Origin of the sequence: Nocardia sp. NPDC004860, from assembly GCF_040609015.1 — a bacterium.
Taxonomy (GTDB): domain Bacteria; phylum Actinomycetota; class Actinomycetes; order Mycobacteriales; family Mycobacteriaceae; genus Nocardia.
Genome location: NZ_JBEXJI010000012.1, coordinates 201,240 through 224,438 on the forward strand (window position 1 = coordinate 201,240; position 23,199 = coordinate 224,438).

The following is a 23,199-nucleotide window of genomic DNA, read 5'->3' on the forward strand; positions in this document are numbered from 1 at the left end:
GACTGCCCCATTCCTCCGATCGGAAGACGAAGCACGCCGGGTGATTTCGCGAGACGTGAAATCACCTGGCGTGCCCGCGAATCAGTACCGGTCGACCTTGGGCGGTTCCGGGATCTGGAAGCCGGTGCTGCCGAATTCCTTCTCCAGCGCCGCCTTCCACGCGCCGGAGGTGATCATGGCGTCGATGGCGTCGTTGATCTTGCCGCGCGATTCGGTATCGCCCTTCTTCACGCCGATGCCGTAGTTCTCGACGGAGAAGGTCTTGCCGACCACCTTCAGCGCGCCCGGCGACTGCGCCGCGTAACCGCGCAGGATGATGTCGTCGGTGGTGACCGCGTCCACCGCGCCCGACTTCAGCGCCTCCACGCACAGCGAGTAGGTGTCGTACTCCTGCAGCTGAACTTCCTTGGCGTACTTGTCCTTCACGTTCTGTGCCGGGGTGGAGCCCTTGACCGAGCACAGCTTCTTGTTGCCGGTCAGCGATTCCGGCCCGGTGACGTCGGTGTTGTCCGACCGCACCAGCAGCGACTGCCCGGTCACGAAGTACGGGCCCGCGAAGTCGACCTTCTGCTTGCGGGCGTCGGTGATGGAGTAGGTGGCGACGATGAAGTCGACCTGCCCGTTCTGGATCAGCGTCTCGCGCTGCGCCGACGGCGATTCCTTGAAGGTGATGTTCTCCGGCTTCACGCCCATCTTGTCGGCCACGTACTTGGCGACGTCGACGTCGAAACCGCTGTAGCTGCCGTCCTTGTTGAGCAGTCCCAGGCCCGGCTGGTCGAACTTGATGCCGATGGTGAGTTTGCCGTCGGCCGCGTGCTGGCTGGCGGTCTTGTTGCTGCCGCCGCCGCAGGCGGTGACGGCGAGCGCCAGGGCAGCCACTCCGGCGGCGATCCGGATTGCGTGGTTGATCCTCATCGAACGTCCTGTTCTCTCGTGGAGTGCGGGAGTGTTCCCTAGGGGGTGGAGTCAGTGGGAGAGGATCTTGCCCAGGAAATCCCTGGCGCGATCCGATTTCGGTGCGGTGAAGAAGGATTCGGGCTCGGTGTCCTCGACGATCTGGCCGTCGGCCATGAACAGCACTCGATTGCCCGCGCGCCGCGCGAAGCCCATCTCGTGGGTGACGACGAGCATGGTCATGCCCTCCTTGGCCAGCCCGACCATGACCTCGAGCACCTCGGACACCATCTCCGGGTCGAGCGCGGAGGTCGGCTCGTCGAACAGCATCACCTTGGGGTTCATGGCCAGCGCCCGCGCGATGGCCACACGCTGCTGCTGACCACCCGACAGCTGCGCCGGATACTTGTCGGCCTGATTGGCGATGCCCACCCGGTCGAGTAGTTCCAGTGCCCGGGCGCGCGCCTGAGTCTTGTCGACGCGCCGCACCTTCACCGGCGCCAGCATCACGTTCTCGAGAATTGTCTTGTGCGCGAACAGGTTGAACTGCTGGAACACCATCCCCACATCGGCGCGCAGCTTCGCGAGGGCCTTGCCCTCGTCGGGCAGTTTCACGCCGTCGACGGCGATCTCACCGGAGTCGATGGTCTCGAGCCGGTTGATGGTTCGGCACAGGGTCGACTTGCCGGAGCCGGAGGGCCCCACCACGATCACGACCTGCCCTTTGGGCACTTCGAGATTGATGTCACGCAACACGTGCAGCGAGCCGAAGTGCTTGTCCACATTCCGCATCGAGATCATCGGCGCGGGAGTGCTGATGGAATCGGCCACGTCGGTCATGACCAGTGACCCTAATCATGTCCTGCCCGAAATGCTCGTCTTTGCCAGGGCGGCTCGAACTGTGGCAGGACTCGACACCCCCGCGTAACCAGCGATTGATGCTGCTGAGACCACCATCGCCCGGTCGGACGATGATTCGCCGACAATTCCACGACCATCCGCCGGTCCCTCACCCGTCCGCCGCGAGACCCGGGTCACCCGGCGCGGACGGGGTTTATGGCCTGCGCCGGGCACCTATTACCCTGGTTGGGTGAATTCCCCGGCCCGGACCTACGAGGTACGCACTTACGGCTGCCAGATGAACGTGCACGACTCCGAGCGGCTCTCGGGTCTGCTCGAGGACGCCGGTTACGTCAAGGCCCTGGCCGGTGATACCGCTGACCTGGTCGTCTTCAATACCTGCGCGGTGCGCGAGAACGCCGACAACAAGCTGTACGGCACCCTCGGACACCTCGCGCCCATCAAGGCCGACCGCCCGGGCATGCAGATCGCCGTCGGCGGCTGCCTGGCGCAGAAGGACCGCGACACCGTGGTCAAGAAGGCGCCCTGGGTGGATGTGGTGTTCGGCACCCACAACATCGGCTCGCTGCCGGTGCTGCTGGAGCGGGCCCGCCACAACGAGCAGGCCCAGGTCGAGATCATCGAATCGCTGGAGGCGTTCCCGTCGACGCTGCCCGCCAAGCGCGAGTCCGCGTACGCGGGCTGGGTGTCGATCTCGGTGGGCTGCAACAACACCTGCACGTTCTGCATCGTGCCGGCGTTGCGCGGCAAGGAGGTCGACCGGCGTCCGGGCGACGTGCTCGCCGAGGTGCAGGCACTGGTCGAGCAGGGCGTGCTCGAGGTGACGTTGCTTGGTCAGAACGTCAACTCCTACGGCGTCTCCTTCGCCGATCCGGAGGAGCCCCGCGACCGTGGCGCCTTCGCGAAACTGCTGCGCGCCGCCGGAAATATCGAGGGCCTCGAGCGGGTGCGCTTCACCTCCCCGCACCCGGCCGAGTTCACCGACGACGTCATCGAGGCGATGGCCGAGACGCCGAATGTCTGCCCGCAGCTGCACATGCCGCTGCAGTCCGGTTCGGACCGCGTGCTCAAGGCCATGCGCCGCTCGTACCGCAGCGCCAAGTTCCTCGGCATCATCGAGAAGGTGCGCGCGGCCATGCCGCACGCCGCCATCACCACCGACATCATCGTCGGCTTCCCGGGCGAGACCGAGGAGGACTTCCAGGCCACCCTGGATGTGGTGCGGCAGGCGCGTTTCACCAGCGCCTTCACCTTCCAGTACTCCATCCGGCCCGGCACGCCCGCGGCGACCATGCCCGATCAGCTGCCGAAGGAGGTCGTGCAGGAACGCTACGACCGGCTCATCGCGCTGCAGGAGCAGATTTCGCTGGAGGGCAATCAGGCGCTGATCGGCTCGACCGTCGAGCTGCTGGTCGCCGAGGGCGCGGGCAAGAAGAACGACAAGACCGCGCGCATGTCCGGTCGCGCCCGCGACGGCCGGCTCGTGCACTTCCGCCCGCCGGTGGATCCGGCTCCCGGCAACGAGATTCGGCCCGGCGATGTGATCACCGTCGATGTCACCGGTGCGGCGCCGCACTACCTGATCGCCGACGGCGAGGTGCTCACCCACCGCCGCACCCGTGCCGGGGACGCGCACGAGCGTGGCGTCACTCCCAAGACCGCGCCGATCGGCGTCGGCCTGGGCTTGCCGCGCATCGGCGCGCCGGTCGTGGTGGAGACCGCGGCCGCGGGCTGCGGCCCGGCCTGCGGCGAGTAGTCCGGCCCGCGGCACGGGCCGGTCGGCGCCACCTCGGGCGGCGAATGGTGGGGTCGCTGTCAACTACACAGCGTCATAGGGCAGGATCGCTGGGGTACGTGCGAGGGATCGACCCGTCACGGGTACTCCTCGCACACCGCCTGACCACATCCCCGGCGCGGGAGCGCTAGCCGTCAGCAAGGATCTCGAGTGGTATGACCGAGCAGCAGCCCACCGGCCCGGACGAGCCTCGTGACCGGCCGGAGCATCCGGAAGACGAAGCAGCACAATCGGAACCGGCGTCGGAACCGACGCCCGAGGCGAACGAGGAGAGTATGCAGGCCGCCGAGAACAGTCAGGACTTCGAGCAGTTCCGCGCGGACCTCGAGGCCGTCGAACGCAAGATCGCCGGCGAGATCGACCCGGGCGTGCGCGCCATGGTCGTGGCCGGTTCGGTGTTCGTGCTGCTCGCCTCGCTGGTGCTGCCGCACGCGGGCAAGACCCGCGGCTTCGACGTGCTGCTGTACGACACGGTCGCCCAGGCCGACCACATCGGCCTGCCCTCGCGGGTCTTCGTCTGGTTCGTCGTCGTGTTCGGCATCGGGTTCTCGGTGCTGGCGCTCATCACCCGCCGCTGGCTGCTGGCCTGGATCGCGGTCGCGGGGTCGGCCATCGGCAGCGTGTTCGGCGTGCTGTCCATCTGGCACCGCCAGACCCCGGGCCTCGGCAACTACCACGGTGCGGGCCCGGGCATCGGCCTGATCGTGGCCACCATCGCCATCGTCGTGCTGACCTTCCACTGGGTCCGGGTGGTGTGGGCGCGCACCTCCGTGCAGCTGGCCGCCGAGGAACAGCGCCGCCTGGCCGAGGCCAAGGCCGAGGAACAGCAGCGCCGCCGGCTCTTCGGCGAGGACTGAGCAACCGATCCAGGCCCGGTGGCAACCGAATGCGGTTGCCACCGGGCCTTTTTTGTACCGCGGGCGAGGTCAGACGGCGGCGCGGTCGGAGCGGTAGGCGAGGCCGGCGACCATGGCGGCCAGGCCCGCCGCCACCATGTAGAGCCAGCCCGCGCGGAACTCGGTCATGGTGCGGTGGGCGGCGTCGCCGAGGATGGCGGTCAGGATGGCGACGCCGAGGGCGGAACTGGTCTGGCGGGCCATCATCAGGGTGCCGGAGCCGAGCGAGATCTGGTCGGCGGGCAGCAGGGTCGAGGCGCCGAACAACGGCGGTTGCAGCAGCGCGGTGCTGGCCCCGGCCAGGATCGCGCCCGGAACCATCACCACCGCATAGGAATTCGAGAAGCCGCTGGCCAGCACCCACCAGGCGCAGCCCAGTGCGATGGCCGCCCCGCCCAGCGCCGCCGAGGCGCGCGCCCCGACCAGCGCGACGAAGCGGCCGGACAGCGGCGACAGCAGCAGGCAGCTGATCGGCATGGCCGCCACGCCCAGGCTGGCGCGCAGGGTCGAATACCGCCACTCCTCGGTCATGAACAGCGTGGCCTCCAGGATCATGGCGGCGAAGGCCAGGTAGTAGCAGAAGACGCCGAGGGTGGCGGTGCGGAACAGGCGGTGCCGCAACACGATCGGGCTCACCACCGGGTCCGGGTGGCGGCGGACGTGGCGGACGAACAGGGCTGTCAGGGCGAGGGCGGCGACCAGGCAGCCCAGGGTGCCCGGGGCGGTGTAGCCCCAGTCGGTGGCCTGCACGAACACCGTGGTGAAGGCGGCGGTGGCCCCGAGGATCAGCGCCGCGCCCAGCAGGTCCAGCCGCCGGTTGGCGCGCTGCTGGATATCGGGCAGCACGCGCAGCCCGAAGGCGAAGGCCACCACCGTGAACGGCACGTTCAGCAGGAAGATCCAGCGCCAGCCGGCCTGCAGCAGCAGTCCGCCGATGACCGGGCCGCTCGCGCCGCCCGCCGCGGCGATCGCGGTCCAGATGCCCATGACCGTGGCGTGCTCGCGCTTCGGAAACACCGGCAGCACCAGGCCGAGCCCGGTCGGGATGAGCAAGGCGGCGGCAGCGGCCTGCAGCACGCGGGCCACGATCAGGACGGCCAGGTTCGGGGCGAGTCCGCAGGCGATGGACGCCAGCCCGAAAAGCGCTATGCCGAGCAGGAATCCGCGTTTGCGGCCGGTGTCGTCGGCGAACCGGCCGGCCGGAACCAGCAGGGCGGCCATGACGATGGTGTACGCGTTCAATGTCCAGGACACCGCGCCGGTCGAGGCGTGGCCGAAGGACTGCTGCAGCGCCGGGAAGGCGACGATGACCGCGAACAGATCCAGGATGGCCAGGTACTGGGCGATCGCGGCAATCGCCAGCACCCGCCATCGGCGCGGGTCGGGAGCCGTATCCGGTTGGGGGAGTGCGGTTGTGGCGTCGGTCGTCGTGGTCATGCCTTCGACTATGCGAAGCGGCGGCACCATCCACGAGTGGCAGGAATGCCACACTGCGCTAGATTTCTGACACGCTGCGGCGTTAGATTGGAGCCATGGAATCGACCGGTCCCGGAACCCTGGCCGTCGCCGTCGCACCCGGCATGCCGATCTTCGAGGTGGCCATTCCTTACCAGGTCTTCTACGAGCCGCCCCTCGGCGTCGACCCCGCCGCCTGGTACGACTTCCAGCTCTGCGGCCCGCGCGACACCCAGCACGCCACGCTGCGAGATCCCTTCGTGGCCTTGACCGATCACGACTACGACGATCTGATCCGCGCCGACACCGTGATCGTCCCGTCCACCCCGAACGTCCGCGAGGACCCGCCCGCCGACCTGGTCGAGGCGGTCCGGGCCGCCTACCAGCGCGGCGCCCGCATCGCCTCCCTGTGCACCGGCGCCTTCGTGCTGGCCGCCGCGGGCCTGCTCGACGGCCGCCGCATGACCACCCACTGGCGGCACATCGCCGCCCTGCGCGAGCGCCACCCCCACCTCGACATCGACCCCGGCGTGCTCTACATCGACGACGGCCGCATCCTCACCAGCGCCGGCACCATGGCCGGCATGGACCTGTGCATCCACCTGATCCGCAAGGACCTCGGCTCCCGGGCCGCCAACGCCGCCGCCCGCTACCTGGTCGTGTCCCCGCACCGCGCCGGCGGCCAGGCCCAATACCTGCAGTCCCCGGTCCCCGCCCAGCCCGCCGACACCGGTCTCGCCAGCACCCTCGAATGGGCCCTCACCAACCTCGAACACCCCTTGACCGTCGCGGACCTCGCCGGCCATGCCAACCTCAGCGAGCGCACCCTGGCCCGCCGTTTCCACGCCGAACTCGGCGGCACCCCGCTCCAGTGGCTGCTCACCCAACGCCTGATCCGAGCCCGCGAACTCCTCGAACTCACCGACCTCCCCGTCGACGTGGTAGCCGCCCGCTGCGGCCTCGGCACCGCCGCCAACCTCCGCACCCACTTCAACCGCGAAGTAGGCCTCCCTCCGAGCGAATACCGCCGCTCCCACCGCCCCACCCGCCACGAGATCATCACCGAACCCGCGCCGGCCCAGCTCAACTGAAGCCCCGGTCGAGGACGGCCGTGCCGGCGCACCAATCATGGTCGGCCACAACCAGATCCGGCATCGGCTCGTCGGAGGGTGTTGAGGGCCGGTCGACCAGGCCGCTGATCACCGGGTGCAGCTCTTCGCGACTCGGTGCCATGCGCCGAGCCTGATCACGACCGCGGACCCGGGGTGCTGATCGCCTGGGCCACAAGGGAACCCGGGCGATCAGCTCAGCGCTGGCTGACCGCGCCCTCGGCGGCCTCGGCCCATTCACGCCACTGCTTGGCCTGCTCCAGGGCCTTCTCGGCGTCGCGGGTCTTGCCCGCGGCCTGGGCCTTGGCGGCCTGTTCCTCGAACTGGGCGACGCGCTCGCGGAATTGGGCGGCGCGGGCCATGGCCTCGGGGTCGGTGCGACGCCACTGGGCGTCGACGGCCTCGCGGACCTTCTTCTCGATGGCGCGCAGGCGCGATTCCAGATCGTGCATGCGCTCGCGCGGGACCTTGCCGATGGCGTCCCACTTCTCCTGCAGCTCGCGCAGGGCGCTGCGGGCGGCGTCCAGGTCGGCATCGGGGTTGATGTGCTCGTAGGCGTGCAGCAGTGCTTCCTTGGCGGACGCGTTCTCCTCGAACTCGTGGTCGCGTTCGCTGGCGGCGGCATTGCGGGCGGCGAAGAAGACGTCCTGCGCGGCCTTGAACCGGCGCCACAGCTGCTCGTCGGCCTCGCGCGGGGCGCGGCCGGCGGCCTTCCACTCGGTCAGCAGGTCGCGGAAGACAGCCGCGGTGCCGGACCAGTCGGTCGAACCCGACAGCTCCTCGGCGCGGACACAGAGCTCTTCCTTGCGGCCCTTGGCGGCGGCACGCTCCCGGTCGAGTTCGGCGAAGTGAGCGCCGCGGCGGCGGTTGAAGGCCTCGCGGGCCTTGGAGAAGCGCCGCCACAGCGCGTCGTCGACCTTGCGGTCCACGCCGCGAATGGTCTTCCACTCGTCCAGGATCTCCCGCAGGCGGTCGCCGGCGACCTTCCACTGGGTGGAGTCGTTGGCGATCTGCTCGGCCTCGGCGGCCAGGGCTTCTTTGCGCTCGGTTTGCTCGTGCCGGGTGCGTTCCTTCTCCTCCTTGGCGTGCGCGGCCGCCTCGTCGGAGTGTTCCATGATGGCCTGCAGCCGGGCCGTCAACCCATCGATATCGCCGATGACCGCGGCCGTCGGCAACGTTTCGGCAATCGCGGTGGCGGCGGCCTTGGTCTTGCGGGCATCGGTACCGGCGGCGAGCCGGGCCTCGAGCAAGGCGACCTCGGTGGCCAGATCGTCGTAGCGACGGCCGAAGTGGGCCAGACCCTCGGCGGCGTCACCGGCCTGCCAGGAGCCGATGACACGTTCGCCGTCGGCGGTCTTGACCCAGGCGGTGCCGTCGTCGTCGACCCGTCCCCACTGGCTGGGGTCGCTCACGCTCGGTACGACGACCGGATGCGGATGGTGTGCCGCCGCGCCGGGCGTGGGCTTGACGGCATGGGGTTTGGGGGATTCGGGTTTGCGGCGCGGGCCCCCAGGGCGGGGTGCGGTGGCGGCCGCCGGTGATGGCTTGGCGCCCTCGCTCGGGGTGGGCATCGGCGCGCCGGGCTTGGGCGTCGGGGTCGACTCCGGGTGGGTAGCCTTCTCGTTTCCGTTGTTGTCGGTCATTGCTCCTCGTCCCTGCCGCGCGTCACGGCTGCCTGGTTACGCCCTAGCTCATCGGTCTAGCTCATCCCATTCAACCAGGCTGAGATGGGAAATGCTGTCTTTGAGCCCGCTTCGGCGGCGCGGCGATCGGTGGGGGTGGGGCTGGTGAGGTGCGTTAGCGCTACGGTTGTCGGCGTGTTCTGTGTTGCGTCACTGGTCCCTTCGCCGCCCGTGCTGGTGCCCGAACTCGGGGGCGCGGCCGGTGCGTCGGCCGAAGGAACGGTCGCGGAGCTGCGAGCTGCGGTGTTGCGGGCCGCGGGGGAGTTGGCGGCCCGCGCGTCGCGGTGGATCGTGGTCGGCGTGGCGGAGCCGGAGGAGGGTTCCGGCGGCGGCGATTCCGGCCGCGTGATCGGTTCCGATGCGGTGGGCACATTCCGGGGATACGGGGTGGACCTGCGTGTCGGTTTGTCTGGGGTGGTTGCCGAGCGTGTCGCGGACCCGATGCTGCCGCTGCCGGCTCTGATCGCGGGCTGGCTGCGCGAGCAGGTCGCGCCGGAGGTCACCGCCGAATGTCGTCTGATCTCGGCCGATGCCTCCGTGGACGAGAGCCTGACCTTCGGCCGGCAGCTGCGGGCCGACCTCGACGCCGAGCCGGAATCGATCGCCGTGCTGGTCGTCGGCGACGGCGCGGCAACCCTGTCGCTCAAGGCCCCCCGGTATCTGGACGAGCGCGCCGCGGGCGTGCAGGAGGCCATCGACCGGGCGCTGAGCGCGGGGGACCGGCAGGCCCTGGCCGCCCTGGACACGCGCCTGTGCGCCGAGATCGAGGTGGCGGGCCGTCCCGCCTACCAGGTGCTGGCCGGGCTGTTCGCCACCGATCCCGCCGACCCCGACGTCGAAACCCTCTACGCCGCACACCCATTCGGCGTCGCCTACCACGTCAGCGTGTGGCGTCCGCGTGCGCGCGGCGGAGCCGTCACATGACCCGGCCCATCGCCGTGGTCGGCCCCACCGCCACCGGGAAATCCGATCTGGCCCTGGATCTGGCGCAGCGGCTCGACGGCGAGATCGTCAATATCGACGCCATGCAGCTCTACCGCGGCATGGACATCGGCACCGCCAAACTGCCGGTGTCCGAACGCCGCGGCATCCCGCACCACCAGCTCGACGTCCTCGACATCACCGAAACCGCCACCGTCGCCGCGTATCAGACGGCGGCCCGCGCCGATGTGGAGGCCATCATGGCGCGCGGGCGCACCCCGGTCATCGTCGGCGGCTCCATGATGTATGTCCAAGCGCTGCTGGATGATTGGGATTTCCCGGCCACCGACCCAGAGATCCGCGCCAAATGGGAGGCGGTGCTGGCCGATCGCGGCACCGTCGCCGTGCACGAGGCATTGAAGCGGACCGATCCCGTGGCCGCGCAGACCATCCTGCCCACCGACGGCCGCCGCATGGTGCGCGCGCTGGAGGTGGTGGAGCTGACCGGTGAGCCGTTCGCCGCCTCGGCGCCCCAGATCGGTGAACCACGGTGGGGGACGGTCATTATCGGCGTCGATCGCGACACGGCCGAATTGGATGCCCGCATCGAGGTGCGCACCGCGACCATGTTCGAGTCCGGTCTCGTCGAGGAGGTCGAGCGCCTCGTCGCGCTGGGCCTGCGCCACGGCCAAACCGCCCGGCGCGCCATCGGTTACGCGCAAGTCCTCGATTTCCTGGACAACGAATACGAGCTGACTGAAGCTCAGGAGCGCACCTTCATCGGCACCCGGCGCTATGTCCGGCGACAACGTTCGTGGTTCCGTCGGGACCAGCGGGTGCGATGGGTGGACGGCGCGGATCCCGCATTGGCGGACACCGCGCTGGCCCTCGTCAACTCCTCACCGATGAGGGATGAACAGGAACCCCAGTGACGCGTCGCGCGAACACTCGCACCGCGGCGGTTCAGGTGTGGCAGGCCTACCTGACCACCCGTGCCGCCCGGATCCGGGACAATCGATTCCTGGTGCAGGGCATGCGGCCCATCAGCCGCGCCCTCGAATGCCGTTGGCCGCTGGAGACTCTCGTGTACCGGCTACCCGAGCCGTCGCCGTGGGCGCGGCAGGTGCTCGATTCCAGTGGCGTGCCCAGTGTCGGGCTGGTGCCGGAGGTGATGGCCGGGCTGGCCGAACCCGGTGAGCCGGTGCCGGAACTGGTGGCGGTGGCGGTGACCCAGCGGCCCGAGCTGGAGGATTTCGCGCCGGGCACGCCGGAGGATCCGGCCACCGTGGTGGTCATCGACCGGCCCGCGTCGGCGATCCGGCTGGGGGCGCTCATCCGTTCGGCGGCGGCGTTCGGGGTGGGCGGGGTGATCGTGACCGGTTCCGGCGTCGACCACTACGACCCGCAGAGCGTGCGCGCCTCCGACGGTGCGCTGTTCGCCGTCCCGGTGCTGCGCGCCTCGGGTCCGGCGCAGGTGGGCGCGTTCCGGGACCGGCAGCGGGCCCGCGGCGTCGCCACCCGTATCGTCGGCAGCGACGGCGGCGGCCTGGCCCTCGACGACGCCGAGTTCGACGGCGGCACCGTCCTGGTCCTCGGTGACGAGAGCGAATCGCTCGTCCCCGCCTGGCAGCAGGTGTGCGACGAGCTGATCTGCATCCCGACCGACGGCACCCTCGGTGCGCCCTCGGCGGCCGCGGTGGCCCTCTACGAAATATCCCGGCAGCGCCGGGCGCTACGGTGAGGACTATGACGAGCGAGAACAGCGCCGCTGACATCGAATTCAGCAAGGGCCACGGCACCCAGAACGATTTCGTGGTGCTGCCCGACCCGGACGCGTGGCTGGAGCTCACGCCGTCCCGGGTCGCCGCGCTGTGCGACCGGCAGCGCGGGCTCGGCGCGGACGGGGTGCTGCGGGTCGCGCGGGCGGGCGCGCTGATCGAAACCGGTGTGCTGGCCGCGCTGCCGGAGGGCGTCAGCGCCGGGGACTGGTTCATGGACTACCGCAATGCGGACGGATCCATCGCCGAGATGTGCGGCAACGGGGTGCGCGTGTTCGCGCATTACCTGGTCGCGACCGGGATGGAGAAGAGCGAGGAGTTCGTGGTCGGTTCGCGCGCGGGCGCACGGCCGGTGGTGGTGCACCACGCCGATCCCGTGCACGGCGAGGTGACCGTGGCCATGGGCCGGGTGAAGACGCTCGGCGTCTCGACCGCGACCGTGAGCGGACGCGAATTCACCGGCCTCGGCATCGATGTCGGCAATCCGCACCTGGCCTGCGTGGACCCGGAGCTGACCACGGCTTCGCTCGCCGAACTGAACCTCGACCAGCTGCCGGGCTTCGACCACACCCTGTTCCCGAACGGCGTGAACGTCGAGATCCTCACCGCGCTGGCCGTCGGCTCGGACGGTGAGCGGGGCGTCGACATGCGCGTCTACGAGCGCGGCGTCGGCGAAACCCGATCCTGCGGAACGGGAACCGTGGCCGCGGCGGCCGCCGCCCTGGCCCGCGACGGCTTCGACCTGGCCTCGGATGTCGGGCATGTGAAGGTCCGCATTCCCGGCGGCGTGGTGACCGTCGGTATCGAGAACGGGGCGGCCTGGCTGCGCGGCCCGTCGGAGCTGGTGGCGACGGGCCGCCTTGCGGCCAAGTGGTGGCAGGACGCCTGACCCGCTGATCACGCCGCGGTGGTGCTGAGCGCCGCGTCGGCGGCGGATTCGAGTGCCGGATAGTCGGTATACCCCTCCGCGCCGCCGACATACATCAGGTATGCGTCGCGCACCGGGTTCAGCGGCGCACCGATCCGCAGGCGGTCCACCAGATCAGGGTTGGCCAGGAACGACCGGCCCAGTGACACCAGGTCCGCGCCCGCGGCGAGCAGCGCGCGGGCCGCGGCGGCGCCGCCGTCGGCGGGCAGCGGGACGCCCCAGCCGAGGTCCGGATTGGCGATCAGCGTGGTCGGCCACAGGCTCCGGATCTGCTGGAAGAGCGCGCTTTCCGGATCCGCGAACACCACGTGCAGGTAGGCCGGATGGCGCTGCGCCAGTGCCGCGACCAGTGCCGGGTACAGCTCGCCGGTATCGGTTTCGGCGATACCGTTGACGGTGACGCCGGGTGCGATCCGCACCCCGACCCGCTCCGCGCCGATGGCCGCGATCACCGCGTCCACCACCTCGAGGGTGAACCGGATCCGGTTCTCGATCGTGCCGCCGTACGCGTCGGTGCGGTGATTGGTATTGCCCGACAGGAACTGGTGCAGCAGATAGCCGTTGGCGCTGTGGATCTCGACGCCCTCGAATCCGGCGGCCACCGCCGTGCGGGCGGCCTTCGCGAAATCGGCGATGGTGTCCTGGATTTCGTCATCGGTCAGCTCGTGCGGAGTCACCGCCTCCTGCTGGCCGGACGGTGTGTGGATGGTCTCCGGCAGTGGGATCGGCGAGGGTGCGACCGGGATCAGTCCGCTGTTGTCCGGGTGCCCGACCCGCCCGCCGTGCTGGAGTTGCAGGAACATCCGCCCGCCCGCGGCCCGCACCGAGTCGGTGACGCGCCGCCAGCCGGCGAGGTGCGAATCGGTGTAGAGGGCCGGGATGTTCGGGTAGGTCAGCCCGGCCGGGTTGGGGGTGGCCGCCTCGGCGATGATCATTCCCGCTCCCGCGCGCTGTGTGTAGTAGGTCGCCATCAGCTCGGTGGGGGTCCCGTCGGCGGCGGCGCGATTGCGGGTCATCGGGGCCATGACCAGCCGGTTCGGGAGTTCCAGGTGGCCGATCCGGCCGGTGCTGAAGAGGTCCGTGTTCGTCATTCCCGTAAGGTAGAACCTGACATTGATGTGAGGTGCAAGCCTCGGAATCCGGAGTGCCGCATGCGAATCGGTGAGCTGGCCAGACGCACCGGCGTGAGCGAACGGTCGCTCCGCTACTACGAGGAGCAGGGCCTGCTCGTCGCCGCCCGCACCCCCGGCGGCCAGCGCGACTATCCGGAGCTGGCCGTCGACCGTGTGATCCACATTCAGGAGCTCTTCGCCGCCGGCCTCAACAGCAAGAAGATCTTCGAGATCCTGCCCTGCATGCGCGACACCGACGGCGGCGCCAACGAGCGTGCCACGCCCGAGCTCGTCGACGAGTTGCGTGCCGAACGTGACCGCATCGACCGCACGATCGCCGACCTTCTGCGCTCCCGCGAAGTCCTCGACGATGTCATCTCGCGAGCCGGGGAACGCTTCGCCGCGAAATAACCGAATGCGGTCGTTCGTTGGGACGTGGGAACATGGAGGTGTATGAGTAAGCCAGAAACGTATGAGTTCACTCCCGCCGAAGACCTCGACGAGGAGATCAACGACGCCCCCGAGACCGGCCGCAACGGCTGGTCGGCCGCGCCGACGGTAGGTGAACTGCAGCTCGAGGACCGCAGCGCCCTGCGGCGTGTCGCGGGTCTGTCCACCGAACTCACCGACGTCACCGAGGTCGAGTACCGGCAGCTGCGCCTGGAGCGCGTGGTGCTGGTCGGCGTCTGGACCGAGGGTACGGCCACGCAGGCCGAGGCGAGCATGGCCGAGCTGGCCGCGCTGGCCGAGACCGCGGGTTCGGAGGTGCTCGACGCGATGATCCAGCGTCGTGACCGCCCCGACAAGTCCACCTACATCGGCTCCGGCAAGGCCGAGGAGCTGCGCGCCATCGTTCTCGAGTCCGGCGCCGACACCGTCATCTGCGACGGTGAACTGACCCCCGCGCAGCTGACCGCGCTGGAGAAGGTCGTGAAGGTGAAGGTCATCGACCGCACCGCGCTGATCCTGGACATCTTCGCCCAGCACGCCACCTCGCGCGAAGGCAAGGCGCAGGTCTCGCTCGCGCAGATGGAGTACATGCTGCCGCGGCTGCGCGGCTGGGGTGAGTCCATGTCCCGGCAGGCCGGTGGTCGCGCCGGCAGCAATGGCGGTGTGGGTCTGCGTGGTCCCGGTGAGACCAAGATCGAGACCGACCGTCGCCGCATTCGTGAGCGAATGGCCAAGCTGCGCCGCGAGATTCGCGAGATGAAGACCGCCCGCGACACCAAGCGCGCCAAGCGTTCGGAGAGCGGTATCCCGCAGGTGGCCATTGTCGGCTACACCAACGCGGGCAAGTCGTCGCTGATGAACGCGCTGACCGATGCCGGAATCCTGGTGCAGGACGCGCTGTTCGCCACCCTGGATCCGACCACCCGCCGCGCCGCCTTGGAGGACGGCCGTGAAGTGGTGTTCACCGACACCGTCGGTTTCGTCCGCCACCTGCCCACCCAGCTGGTCGAGGCGTTCCGGTCCACCCTGGAGGAGGTGACGGGCGCCGACCTGCTGCTGCACGTGGTCGACGGCTCCGACCCGCTGCCCGATCAGCAGATCAAGGCGGTCCGCGAGGTCATCACCGACGTGCTGCGCGAGTCCAAGCTGCCCGCGCCGCCGGAGTTCCTGGTGGTCAACAAGATCGACGCGCTCGATCCGCTGGAGCTGACCCAGCTGCGCGGCTGGCTGCCGGACGCGGCCTTCGTCTCGGCCCGCACCGGCGAGGGTCTCGACCAGCTCCGTGACCTCCTGGGCCAGATCCTCGGCGGCCTGGATGTCGAGGTCAGCGTCCTGCTGCCGTACACCCGCGGCGACCTGCTCGCCCGTATCCACGCCGATGGCAAGATCCTCAGCTCCGAACATGAGGAGTCCGGCACCCGGGTCCACGCCCGCGTCCCGGATGCTCTCGCCGGCCAGTTGACCGAGTTCGCCCACGCGGGCGGCTCACCCAACGGCTCGCAACCCTCCTGACGCGCCCGGCCGGAGGTATCTGACCACCTCCGGCTGCGGCGTGTCCGGCGTCATCGCCGGGCTCAGTTCCTCGCCTGTCGCCGCTCCGCACGGTGCCGCCCCGCCCGTGCGCGGCGAGCGGCGGAACTCCTGATGTCTTCGACGAGGCAAGCGGCGAGCAATATTCCGCCCAAAACGGTCATCAGCGACAAAACCCAAGCATCCCAAGGCATTACGACTCCCACTGTTTCTTCGGATTGCGAATGAACCTGCGGTCGAATCTGATTTGCTGACGCTCTGTGATAAGTAGACATCCAAACGCGTTGCCGGAGTGAGTCCCTCGCGGACATTTCACGAAATACGATGAAAGTCCGTCTCGGCGGTGTCCGCGGCGGACATTTCCCTGATAGCGAGGCTGAGAAATGACTGAATTGACGGTCTCTCGCATGGATTTCGGGAACTTCATGCGCGGAGTACGTGAAGACGCACATCAGACGCTGCTCGCCGCCGCGGCGGGCCTCGAGGTGTCCCGCCAGGTCATCATGCGAATGGAGGAGGGGAGTCCCACCAAGCTCACCGGGCCGCTGATCAAACTCCTGCTCGCCAACTACGGGGCATCGGCAGAGATTCGTGACGAGGCGCTCCGGCTGTGGTCCGAGCTCGCCGAACAGGACAAAATGGCCAAAGCGCAAGGGAATTCGAAGGGCTTCTGGAAGGCCTACACCGATCAGGTCGCCCCGGCTTTTCCACGATTTCTCCGCCTGGAGGGCGCGGCGAATCGAGTCCTCGTCCATCAGCCGGTGATCGTGCCCGGACTGCTGCAAACTCCCGACTACCGGCGCGCGATCATCCGGATCGACGAACCGGATCTGTCGGCAGTGAATGTCGAACGCCTGCTGGAACTCACCGCGCGCCGGCAAGTTCGCCTGAGCGAGCCCGGCTTTCGTCTCGACGCACTGATCTCCGAGGCCGTTCTGCGTCACTGCCCGGCCACTCCGGCGGCAATGGCGGCACAGCTGCGCTGGCTCGCCGAGATCGGCGAACGGGAGAACATCAGTGTTCGCGTCATCCCCTGGTCGGCCGGTCCTCACCGCGGCCTCACGATCCAGCCCTTCACCCTGCTCGAATTCCCGCACGGTTCGAGCGGAACAGCCTTGCCCACAGTCGTTTTCGTCGAGGGCGCGATCGGCAGTCTCTACCACGAACGTGCCACGGAGATCGACCGATATCGGCGCGCGGTGGCGTCCATGCGGGCGGTAGCGTTGACGGAGACGGACACCAGAGAGCTGGTGCTCGGACTCGCGAAGGAGTACGCGCTGTGACGAAGCTCCCGCCGACCGGCACGTGGTACAAGTCGAGTAGGTCGGATGCCGCCAAGCAGTGCGTCGAGGTCTTTCTCGGCGATGGAAAGGTGGGCGTCCGCGACTCGAAGGCGGTAGGCCCGGAACTCTGGTTCCCGGAGGAGGCTTGGCGGTCCTTCATCGACAGCCGGGTGTGGGATCGCTGATATCCGCAGGCCGGACGGGCTCAGGTCCTGGTAGAAGCGTCCTGCCCGCCGTCTACGCGGACATTCGAGGCGGCGACTCGTACCAGGCTCACGACGACTCCGGCGACTCCGGCCCCCACACCCCATCCGGCCACCACATCGGTCGCCCAGTGCGCCCCCAGATAAACCATTGCGACGCCGATCGATACCAGCGGCGCGGCAAGCAGTCCCGCGACCCAGCGCCGCCGTTCCGCCGGCCAGGGCAGCACCAGATACGAGGCGACCGCGACAGCCGCCGTCATCGCAGCCACGGTCGACGGCATCGAAAACGCACCAACCTGAACAACAGTCAGATCCCCCGACGGACGCCCCCGCTGGATCATCTGCTTCAGCGCCCTGGCCGCCGCCTGCGCCGCCACCACCGATACACCAACCGTAATCCCTTGCCACCACCAGCGCTTCATGAGCACAACCGCCAGCCCTGCCGCGCCCACCGCAACCACGACCGCGCCGCTCATCCCGGCATCCATGACCCACTGTGCCACCGTCGTCAACACCGGTGTCCGGTGCTGAGAAAGCCACTGCTGGATTTCCAGATCCAGACCCACCACGCACGTCCTCCTCTGCCCTGCAACCACTGACGTCCGAGATCAGCACGACGAACACCCGCCGACAGCCACGGACTGGAGATCATCACGGTGCCCTACGGCGGCTTCCGCTGACGACCGGTCGACCGTCTGAGTTTGGGTTCCGCGCGATAACCGGCCGGGTGGACGCTCTCGCTACTGCGCGGCTCGCACGGAGATCTGCCGGGGCGTGAGGATGTGGCTGTCCGCTCCGGAGGCTGCGGTGGTGATCATGGCGCGACCGATTTCGCGAGTGTCGTTGAATGCGTTCGGGGCCAGCCGCTTCAGCAGCGGGATCAGCGGTCCTGTGAGTGCGTACGCAGCGCGGTACAGCGGGGTCTTGGAGACCACGCCGTCCATGGGCTGGACGAATCCGGGGCGGAACATGTACGCCTGGAAGGGAAGTGCGAGGAGGTCGTTCTCGGTTTTTCCCTTCACTCGCGCCCACATCGAGCGGCCCTTCTCGCTGCTGTCGGTGCCCTGGCCGGAGACGTAGACGAACGTCAGCTTCGGATTCGCGGCCGCCAGCATGTGACCGACCTTCAGGGTCAGGTCGTAGGCGATCCGGCGATAGTCCTCCTCTTTCATGCCGACGGAGGAAACACCGAGGCAGAAGAAGCAGGCGTCGAACTCCGGCAGCTCGCCGGCGATCGCGGAGAGATCGGTCGGGTCGGGCTGGACCAGCTCGCGCAGCTTGGGGTTCTCGATACCGACCGAGCTGCGCCCGACGGCGAGGACCTGCTCGACTCGATCGTCCCGCAGGCACTCGTTGAGAACCCCGTGCCCGATCATGCCGGTCGCGCCGAAGAGGATCACCTTCATGCCAGGCATCTTGCCCCAGCGGCGACTCAATCGTGTGGACCGCCACCACCGGTTGATGAGGCGGGGACGTGTAGGGCGCGTTGCAGGGGGTGACCGGTGGTCTGGCCTGGCAGGATGGCGGCATGGAACGGGTGGTTGGGATTGGCGGATACTTTTTGCGGGCTGCCGACCCGGCGGGTCTGGGTGCTTGGTATCGGGATTGCCTCGGGCTGGACGCCGATGAGAATGGGGTGTGGAGGCAGGAGGCCGGGGTGACCGTGTTCGCGACCTTCGAGTCGGGGACAGAGTATTTCGGGGATCGCGGGCAGCGGACGATGCTGAATTTCCGGGTTCGTGATCTGGATGCGATGCTCGCGCAATTGCGGGAGAAGGGGGCGGAGGTGGCCGAGGAAACGCAGGATATGGCGGGGGTCGGGCGATTCGGCTGGGTGACCGATCCGGAGGGGAACCGGATCGAGCTCTGGCAGCCTGCCTGAACATCGGTGCGCGGTGGCTCAGGGCAGCATCACGACTTTGCCGGTGGCCTGGTTGTCTTCCATGTATCGATGGGCGGCGGCGATCTCGTCGAGCCGGAAGATACGGTCGATGGTGGGGCGGTAAGCGCCTGATTCGATATCGTGGATGATTCGTTGCAGCACAGGCGTTCCCGCGCCGCCCTCGCGGTTCTTGCTGTGGAAGGCCGTGAGTCTGGTGCCGGAGGGGATCATCGCGATCGGTTCGAAATCGGAGATGAGCCAGCCGCTGAGCGAGCCCGACACACAAACCGTGCCGCCGCGCCGGACCAGGTGGAGCGAGTCCACCGCGGTGCGGGCGCCGACCAGGTCCAGGACGTAGTCCGGGCCGTCGGGCCAGATCGCGTGCATGCTCGCGGCCAGTGATTCACCGTCGTCGACGAGGACATGGTCGACGCCGGTCGCACGCAGGGCGTCGATCCTGCCGGGCTGCCGCGTGGTTGTCGCGGTCTCGATGCCGTGGCCGACGGCGATCGACGCGGCGGCCATGCCCACCGAGGAGGTGCCACCGCGAATCAGCAACCGGCCCTTGGTATCCGGCCCGATTCCCAGCGTGTCGAGCGAACCCTGGGCGGTCAGGTAGGACTCGGGGAGGGCGGCCAGGATCTCCCACGGCAGGGTGGTGGTGATCGGCATCAGGAGGGAGTTCGGCAGGAGGGCGTACTCGGCGTAGCCGCCGTCGAAATCGCGGCCCATCTCGCCCATGACCGCGGCGACGGTCGTGCCCTCCGGGAGCGCGGGATCGGTGGAGGCGGCGATGATTCCGACGCATTCGATGCCGAGTACCCGCGGGAAGCGCACGCTGGGGGAGTGTCCCTGGCGGGTCCGCAGTTCCGACCGGTTCAGGCCCGCGCCCTTCACCTGCACCAGGCTCCAGCCCTCCCGGACCTCGGGGATCGGCAGCTCGCGGATTTCCAGAACCTCGGGGTCACCGGCCCGGCCGCAGATCGCCGCTCGCATAGTCGTATTCACTCGGGTCATCGTTTTCATGCATCCACTGTCGACGACCGGCAGGCTGGCGGGCTACCGATAGAATGCCAAGCTATGCCCGATAGCCGCCAACCTCTCGAGTCGCGGCTGTGGCCGTCCGGCGGAGCCCACCTCTGGTCGCCGGGCGCGGCGAGTTCGGCCGATTCCCATTCGCGTGGGCACCTGGTGTACGCGGCGCGCGGCGTGCTGTCGGTGCACACCGAACGCGGCACTTCGATCGTCCCGGCCAATCGAATCGCCTGGACGCCAGCGGGATTCACGCACTACCACCGCGCGCACGGTCACACCGACATGCGGATCGTCTTCCTGCCGCCCGGGCTCGCCGGGCTGATACCGGATCATCCCGCCGTGTTCCTGGCCTCCGACCTGGCCCGCGAAGTCGTGCTCGCGCTCACCGGCGCCCGCGAGTACGACCGCGCCGCGCGTGACCGCCTGCACCGTGTCCTCGTCGACGAACTGCGCGAAGCGCGCGAGCAGCCACTGCAACTGCCGGAACCCCGCGATGATCGGTTGCAGGCCCTTGCGCGGATGCTGTACGAAAAGCCCGGGGACAACAGCTCATTGGCGGATCTCGGCCGGGCGGTCGGAGCCGGCTCCCGCACCCTGAGCCGGCTGTTCCGCGACGAACTCGGCATGACCTTCTACGAGTGGCGCACCCAGGTGCGGGTCTATCACGCCCTCGTCCTGCTCGCCGGCGGCCATGACACGACGCGGGTCGCGCTCGCGTGCGGGTGGTCGAATCCCAGCGGCTTCATCACCGCTTTCACGGCCCTCGTCGGCACCACCCCCGGCCGCTATCGAATCGCCCACCAGCAGAAGGCCGCTCGATAGCCGGCGGGCTCAGACGTCCAGGCCGGCGGTGAGGGTGGCCGGGTCGGGGCCGATCCGATTGCCCCGGTCGACCCCGTCGATGCGGGCCAGCTGGCCGGGCGTCAGCTCGAAGGAGAAGACATCGAAGTTCTCCCGGATGCGGGACGGGGTCACCGATTTCGGGATCACCACGGTGCCGAGCTGCAGATGCCAGCGGATGATCACCTGCGCCGGGGTCCGGCCGGTTTCCTGCGCGATCTCGACGATGGCCGGATCCTTCAGATCCGCGCCCCGACCGAGCGGACTCCAGGCCTCGGTCGCGATGCGGTGCTCGGCATGGAAGGCTCGCAGCTCGGTCTGCGCCAGGTGCGGGTGCAGTTCGATCTGGTTCACCGCCGGAGTTTCGCCGGTCTCGTCGATGACGCGCTCGAGGTGATCGCGGTTGAAGTTCGAGACGCCGATCGACCGGATCCGGCCCTCGGATTTCAGGGTCTGGAAGGCCCGGAACGTATCGACGAACCGACCGGCCTGCGCCACCGGCCAGTGAATGAGATACAGGTCCAGATAGTCCATTCCGAGCCGCGCCATGCTGGCATCGAAGGCGCGCAGGGCGGAGTCGTAGCCCTGTTCGGAGTTCCACAATTTGGTGGTGAGGTAGACCTGCTCGCGCGGCAGCCCGTACTCGCGAATGGCGCGGCCCACCTCGACCTCGTTGCCGTAGATCGCGGCGGTATCGATGCTGCGGTAACCGGTTCGGAGAGCCGCGGTGACGGCGTCGAACGCCTCCGCGTCGGCGACCTGGAACACTCCGAAACCGAGTGCCGGAATCGCGTTTCCGTCGTTCAGGACGATCGACGGCACTGTGCTGCCGTCGCTGTGGAAGGTCATGCCCATCGACTATAGGGCCCGATCGGTCAGGGTTGCGGGCGCACGGTCAGGATCTGCTGGGCGTAGCCGACCGCGCCGCGGACGTCGTGGAGAACGGTGCTGGTCAGCCCTTGCCCGGTGTGGCCGAAGGTGACCGTCGTATCGAGGCCGGTCCACTCGCCCTCCGGCTGCCGGTAGAGGTGGATGGTCAGGTCCACGTTCGGGAACATCCACTTGGTGGGCTCCTGCCGGACCGCGATGCCGTTGGCGGTGTCGACCAGTGCGATGTAGGAGGCGAGAGCCTCGGACTGCTCGCCCGCGACCAGGTCGAGGGAGGTGGTGATCCAGGCCGTGGTGCGGCCGGGTTGCGGGATACCGACCGGCCGGGTGTCGATGGAGGCGATGTAGCCGCCCGACCAGAGCGAACCGAGCTCCCAGGAGTCCAGCTCATCGGGTGCGGGCAGCCGCTCCGGTTCGCCGCCCGCGACGCTGTCGGTGTCCTGGACGCCCAGGAACCAGGCCCGGGCGCTCACCACGCTGCGACCGCCGATGGTGACCGTGGCCTGCACCAGCTCGATGGTGCGGCCGGGCCGGACGGTCTCGACGCGGATCTCGAACTCCTCGAACCCGATCCGGCCGAGGATGTCGAAGCTGATGCGGCTCAGCACCAGACCCGGGCGATCGGCGCGAGCGCGCAGGATCTCGTGCACGATCAGGCCGCCGACCGGGCTGAAGTGCTGTTCGTCGTCGGCCCATGCGCCGCCCGCATGGCGGGTGGGGACGAATCGGTGTTCGCCGACTCGCCGGAAGTAGCTGGACTCGGGTGCGCTCGTCTCCGTCACATTTCTCAACCTACGGGTCGAGTTTTGATCTGGCTAGTCGAGAAACCATCTTTGTGGTCGGAACAACCGACCCGAGCGCCGCCTATGATCGAGCGATGACTTCGACCGTGGACGAGGACGCCGCCCCCGCCGGGCGCGCGGCACGCCGGCGTGACCGCCGCAAGGCGGAGATGATCGCGACCGCGCTGCAGATCCTGTCCAGCAGCGGCTATCAGGGCATGCGGTTCGAGGATGTCGCCGAGCGCACCGACATCGCCAAAGCCACGCTCTACCACTACTTTCCGAGCAAGGACGCGCTGGTGTCCGCGGCCCTGGAGAAGCTCACCGCCGATGTCCTGACCAGCCTCCGCGCGGCCCTGGACACCGCCGCCGACGCGCCGCCCGCCGAGCAGCTGCGGGTCCTCATCGCGGCCCAGCTGCATGTGCTGACCGTGCTGTATCCCGAGGTCGGCAAGCTCTTCTCGTTCCCCGCCCCCTGGCCGAGCGAGCACTCCGAGGCCATCAAGACCATGCGCCGCCGCCACGACCGCCTCTTCCGCGAGGTCATCGACCGCGGAATCGATTCCGGCGCCTTCGACTGCCCCGACCCCTCGGTGGCCCTGCACTGCCTGCACGGCATCCTCAACCACGCCTCCATCTGGCTGCGCCCCGAGGCCGATCCGGACCACCGCACCCGCGATGCGGTGGTCGGCGAATCGCTCAGACTGTTCGTCCGGGCCTGAGCCACCGGCGGTCGCTGTGCCCGGCCGACGGTGCCGGTGCGCGGGAGGGTTCGACAAGGGTTCCATGCGGGGGAGCCCGAGTCCCACTCAGTTGGACGTTTTGCCCGATTCTCTTCGAATTCGGCCGAGCGGTTGCGAGTCTGAGGGGAT

At 68.8% G+C, this 23,199-nt stretch carries 25 protein-coding genes; 14 read left to right on the forward strand and 11 right to left on the reverse strand.

Annotated elements, in window-relative coordinates; all coding sequences use genetic code 11:
- Nucleotides 1–81: 81 nt before the first annotated feature.
- Together ABZV44_RS22975 and ABZV44_RS22980 are read right to left on the reverse strand one after the other, a co-directional pair.
- On the reverse strand, nucleotides 82–915 hold the full coding sequence (locus tag ABZV44_RS22975) for a glutamate ABC transporter substrate-binding protein (protein WP_354839620.1): 834 nt from the start codon (nucleotides 913–915) through the stop codon (nucleotides 82–84).
- 51 nt (nucleotides 916–966) lie between these two features.
- Nucleotides 967–1,695, reverse strand: a complete 729-nt coding sequence (locus tag ABZV44_RS22980) for an amino acid ABC transporter ATP-binding protein (RefSeq protein ID WP_354839740.1) — start codon at nucleotides 1,693–1,695, stop codon at nucleotides 967–969.
- Between the two features lie 289 nt (nucleotides 1,696–1,984).
- On the opposite strand from ABZV44_RS22980, the gene miaB reads away from it, so the two are divergent.
- Nucleotides 1,985–3,511 (forward strand): tRNA (N6-isopentenyl adenosine(37)-C2)-methylthiotransferase MiaB, encoded by a 1,527-nt coding sequence (gene miaB / locus ABZV44_RS22985; protein ID WP_354839623.1) that lies wholly within the window; start codon nucleotides 1,985–1,987, stop codon nucleotides 3,509–3,511.
- A 314-nt stretch (nucleotides 3,512–3,825) separates the two neighbouring features.
- Nucleotides 3,826–4,407, forward strand: a complete 582-nt coding sequence (locus ABZV44_RS22990) for a hypothetical protein (protein ID WP_354839743.1) — start codon at nucleotides 3,826–3,828, stop codon at nucleotides 4,405–4,407.
- Nucleotides 4,408–4,476: 69 nt separating this feature from the next.
- On the opposite strand, the gene ABZV44_RS22995 is transcribed toward ABZV44_RS22990, so the two are convergent.
- Complete coding sequence (locus ABZV44_RS22995; protein ID WP_354839626.1) at nucleotides 4,477–5,883, reverse strand: MFS transporter; 1,407 nt, start codon at nucleotides 5,881–5,883, stop codon at nucleotides 4,477–4,479.
- 95 nt (nucleotides 5,884–5,978) lie between these two features.
- Between ABZV44_RS22995 and ABZV44_RS23000 the strand changes: the two genes are divergently transcribed.
- Nucleotides 5,979–6,992, forward strand: a complete 1,014-nt coding sequence (locus ABZV44_RS23000; protein WP_354839629.1) for a helix-turn-helix domain-containing protein — start codon at nucleotides 5,979–5,981, stop codon at nucleotides 6,990–6,992.
- On the opposite strand, the gene ABZV44_RS23005 is transcribed toward ABZV44_RS23000, so the two are convergent.
- Nucleotides 6,985–7,134, reverse strand: a complete 150-nt coding sequence (locus tag ABZV44_RS23005; protein ID WP_354839630.1) for a hypothetical protein — start codon at nucleotides 7,132–7,134, stop codon at nucleotides 6,985–6,987. The genes ABZV44_RS23000 and ABZV44_RS23005 overlap by 8 nt on opposite strands.
- 73 nt (nucleotides 7,135–7,207) lie before the next feature.
- The gene (locus tag ABZV44_RS23010) at nucleotides 7,208–8,581 is read right to left on the reverse strand and encodes a DUF349 domain-containing protein (protein WP_354839746.1); all 1,374 of its coding nucleotides are present in this window, start codon (nucleotides 8,579–8,581) and stop codon (nucleotides 7,208–7,210) included.
- A gap of 246 nt (nucleotides 8,582–8,827) precedes the next feature.
- Here ABZV44_RS23010 and ABZV44_RS23015 point away from each other — a divergent pair, with 246 nt between their 5' ends.
- The 4 genes from ABZV44_RS23015 to dapF are packed head-to-tail and all read left to right on the forward strand — an operon-like array spanning nucleotide 8,828 to nucleotide 12,280.
- Nucleotides 8,828–9,616 carry a hypothetical protein gene (locus ABZV44_RS23015; protein WP_354839632.1) on the forward strand — a complete coding sequence of 263 codons (789 nt, stop codon included), beginning with the start codon at nucleotides 8,828–8,830 and terminating at the stop codon, nucleotides 9,614–9,616.
- Nucleotides 9,613–10,545 (forward strand): tRNA (adenosine(37)-N6)-dimethylallyltransferase MiaA, encoded by a 933-nt coding sequence (miaA, locus tag ABZV44_RS23020; RefSeq protein WP_354839634.1) that lies wholly within the window; start codon nucleotides 9,613–9,615, stop codon nucleotides 10,543–10,545. Before ABZV44_RS23015 ends, miaA begins: the two co-directional genes overlap by 4 nt.
- On the forward strand, nucleotides 10,542–11,354 hold the full coding sequence (locus ABZV44_RS23025; RefSeq protein ID WP_354839636.1) for a TrmH family RNA methyltransferase: 813 nt from the start codon (nucleotides 10,542–10,544) through the stop codon (nucleotides 11,352–11,354). Before miaA ends, ABZV44_RS23025 begins: the two co-directional genes overlap by 4 nt.
- A 5-nt stretch (nucleotides 11,355–11,359) precedes the next feature.
- Nucleotides 11,360–12,280, forward strand: coding sequence for a diaminopimelate epimerase (gene dapF / locus ABZV44_RS23030; RefSeq protein ID WP_354839639.1), 921 nt, complete (start codon nucleotides 11,360–11,362; stop codon nucleotides 12,278–12,280).
- Between the two features lie 8 nt (nucleotides 12,281–12,288).
- On the opposite strand, the gene ABZV44_RS23035 is transcribed toward dapF, so the two are convergent.
- Nucleotides 12,289–13,410 (reverse strand): alkene reductase, encoded by a 1,122-nt coding sequence (locus tag ABZV44_RS23035; protein ID WP_354839642.1) that lies wholly within the window; start codon nucleotides 13,408–13,410, stop codon nucleotides 12,289–12,291.
- A gap of 60 nt (nucleotides 13,411–13,470) precedes the next feature.
- On the opposite strand from ABZV44_RS23035, the gene ABZV44_RS23040 reads away from it, so the two are divergent.
- The 4 genes from ABZV44_RS23040 (at nucleotide 13,471) to ABZV44_RS23055 (ending at nucleotide 16,879) form a co-directional block, all read left to right on the forward strand.
- The gene (locus ABZV44_RS23040; RefSeq protein WP_354839645.1) at nucleotides 13,471–13,842 is read left to right on the forward strand and encodes a MerR family transcriptional regulator; all 372 of its coding nucleotides are present in this window, start codon (nucleotides 13,471–13,473) and stop codon (nucleotides 13,840–13,842) included.
- Nucleotides 13,843–13,884: 42 nt separating this feature from the next.
- Nucleotides 13,885–15,393, forward strand: coding sequence for a GTPase HflX (hflX, locus tag ABZV44_RS23045; RefSeq protein ID WP_354839647.1), 1,509 nt, complete (start codon nucleotides 13,885–13,887; stop codon nucleotides 15,391–15,393).
- A gap of 401 nt (nucleotides 15,394–15,794) precedes the next feature.
- Entirely contained in the window at nucleotides 15,795–16,694 is a 900-nt protein-coding gene (locus ABZV44_RS23050) for a DUF5753 domain-containing protein (RefSeq protein ID WP_354839650.1), read from the forward strand.
- On the forward strand, nucleotides 16,691–16,879 hold the full coding sequence (locus ABZV44_RS23055; protein ID WP_354839653.1) for a DUF397 domain-containing protein: 189 nt from the start codon (nucleotides 16,691–16,693) through the stop codon (nucleotides 16,877–16,879). The genes ABZV44_RS23050 and ABZV44_RS23055 overlap by 4 nt, the downstream gene beginning before the upstream one ends.
- 20 nt (nucleotides 16,880–16,899) lie before the next feature.
- Here the strand turns inward: ABZV44_RS23055 and ABZV44_RS23060 are convergent, their stop codons facing one another.
- Both ABZV44_RS23060 and ABZV44_RS23065 read right to left on the reverse strand, forming a co-directional pair.
- Nucleotides 16,900–17,469: a phosphatase PAP2 family protein gene (locus ABZV44_RS23060; RefSeq protein ID WP_354839656.1), complete on the reverse strand. Its 570-nt coding sequence runs from the start codon at nucleotides 17,467–17,469 to the stop codon at nucleotides 16,900–16,902.
- Nucleotides 17,470–17,640: 171 nt separating this feature from the next.
- Nucleotides 17,641–18,306, reverse strand: coding sequence for an NAD-dependent epimerase/dehydratase family protein (locus ABZV44_RS23065; protein ID WP_354839659.1), 666 nt, complete (start codon nucleotides 18,304–18,306; stop codon nucleotides 17,641–17,643).
- A gap of 89 nt (nucleotides 18,307–18,395) precedes the next feature.
- On the opposite strand from ABZV44_RS23065, the gene ABZV44_RS23070 reads away from it, so the two are divergent.
- Nucleotides 18,396–18,782: a VOC family protein gene (locus ABZV44_RS23070; protein ID WP_354839662.1), complete on the forward strand. Its 387-nt coding sequence runs from the start codon at nucleotides 18,396–18,398 to the stop codon at nucleotides 18,780–18,782.
- Between the two features lie 18 nt (nucleotides 18,783–18,800).
- Here the strand turns inward: ABZV44_RS23070 and ABZV44_RS23075 are convergent, their stop codons facing one another.
- Nucleotides 18,801–19,808 (reverse strand): zinc-binding dehydrogenase, encoded by a 1,008-nt coding sequence (locus ABZV44_RS23075; protein WP_354839665.1) that lies wholly within the window; start codon nucleotides 19,806–19,808, stop codon nucleotides 18,801–18,803.
- A gap of 54 nt (nucleotides 19,809–19,862) precedes the next feature.
- Between ABZV44_RS23075 and ABZV44_RS23080 the strand changes: the two genes are divergently transcribed.
- A complete protein-coding gene (locus tag ABZV44_RS23080; RefSeq protein ID WP_354839668.1) occupies nucleotides 19,863–20,639 on the forward strand; it encodes a helix-turn-helix transcriptional regulator in 777 nt (258 codons plus the stop codon).
- A 9-nt stretch (nucleotides 20,640–20,648) separates the two neighbouring features.
- Here ABZV44_RS23080 and ABZV44_RS23085 read toward each other — a convergent pair whose 3' ends face one another.
- Nucleotides 20,649–21,506: an aldo/keto reductase gene (locus ABZV44_RS23085; RefSeq protein ID WP_354839671.1), complete on the reverse strand. Its 858-nt coding sequence runs from the start codon at nucleotides 21,504–21,506 to the stop codon at nucleotides 20,649–20,651.
- A 26-nt stretch (nucleotides 21,507–21,532) separates the two neighbouring features.
- The gene (locus tag ABZV44_RS23090; RefSeq protein WP_354839674.1) at nucleotides 21,533–22,327 is read right to left on the reverse strand and encodes a thioesterase family protein; all 795 of its coding nucleotides are present in this window, start codon (nucleotides 22,325–22,327) and stop codon (nucleotides 21,533–21,535) included.
- Nucleotides 22,328–22,422: 95 nt separating this feature from the next.
- Here ABZV44_RS23090 and ABZV44_RS23095 point away from each other — a divergent pair, with 95 nt between their 5' ends.
- Entirely contained in the window at nucleotides 22,423–23,049 is a 627-nt protein-coding gene (locus ABZV44_RS23095) for a TetR family transcriptional regulator (RefSeq protein WP_354839677.1), read from the forward strand.
- Nucleotides 23,050–23,199 lie beyond the last annotated feature (150 nt).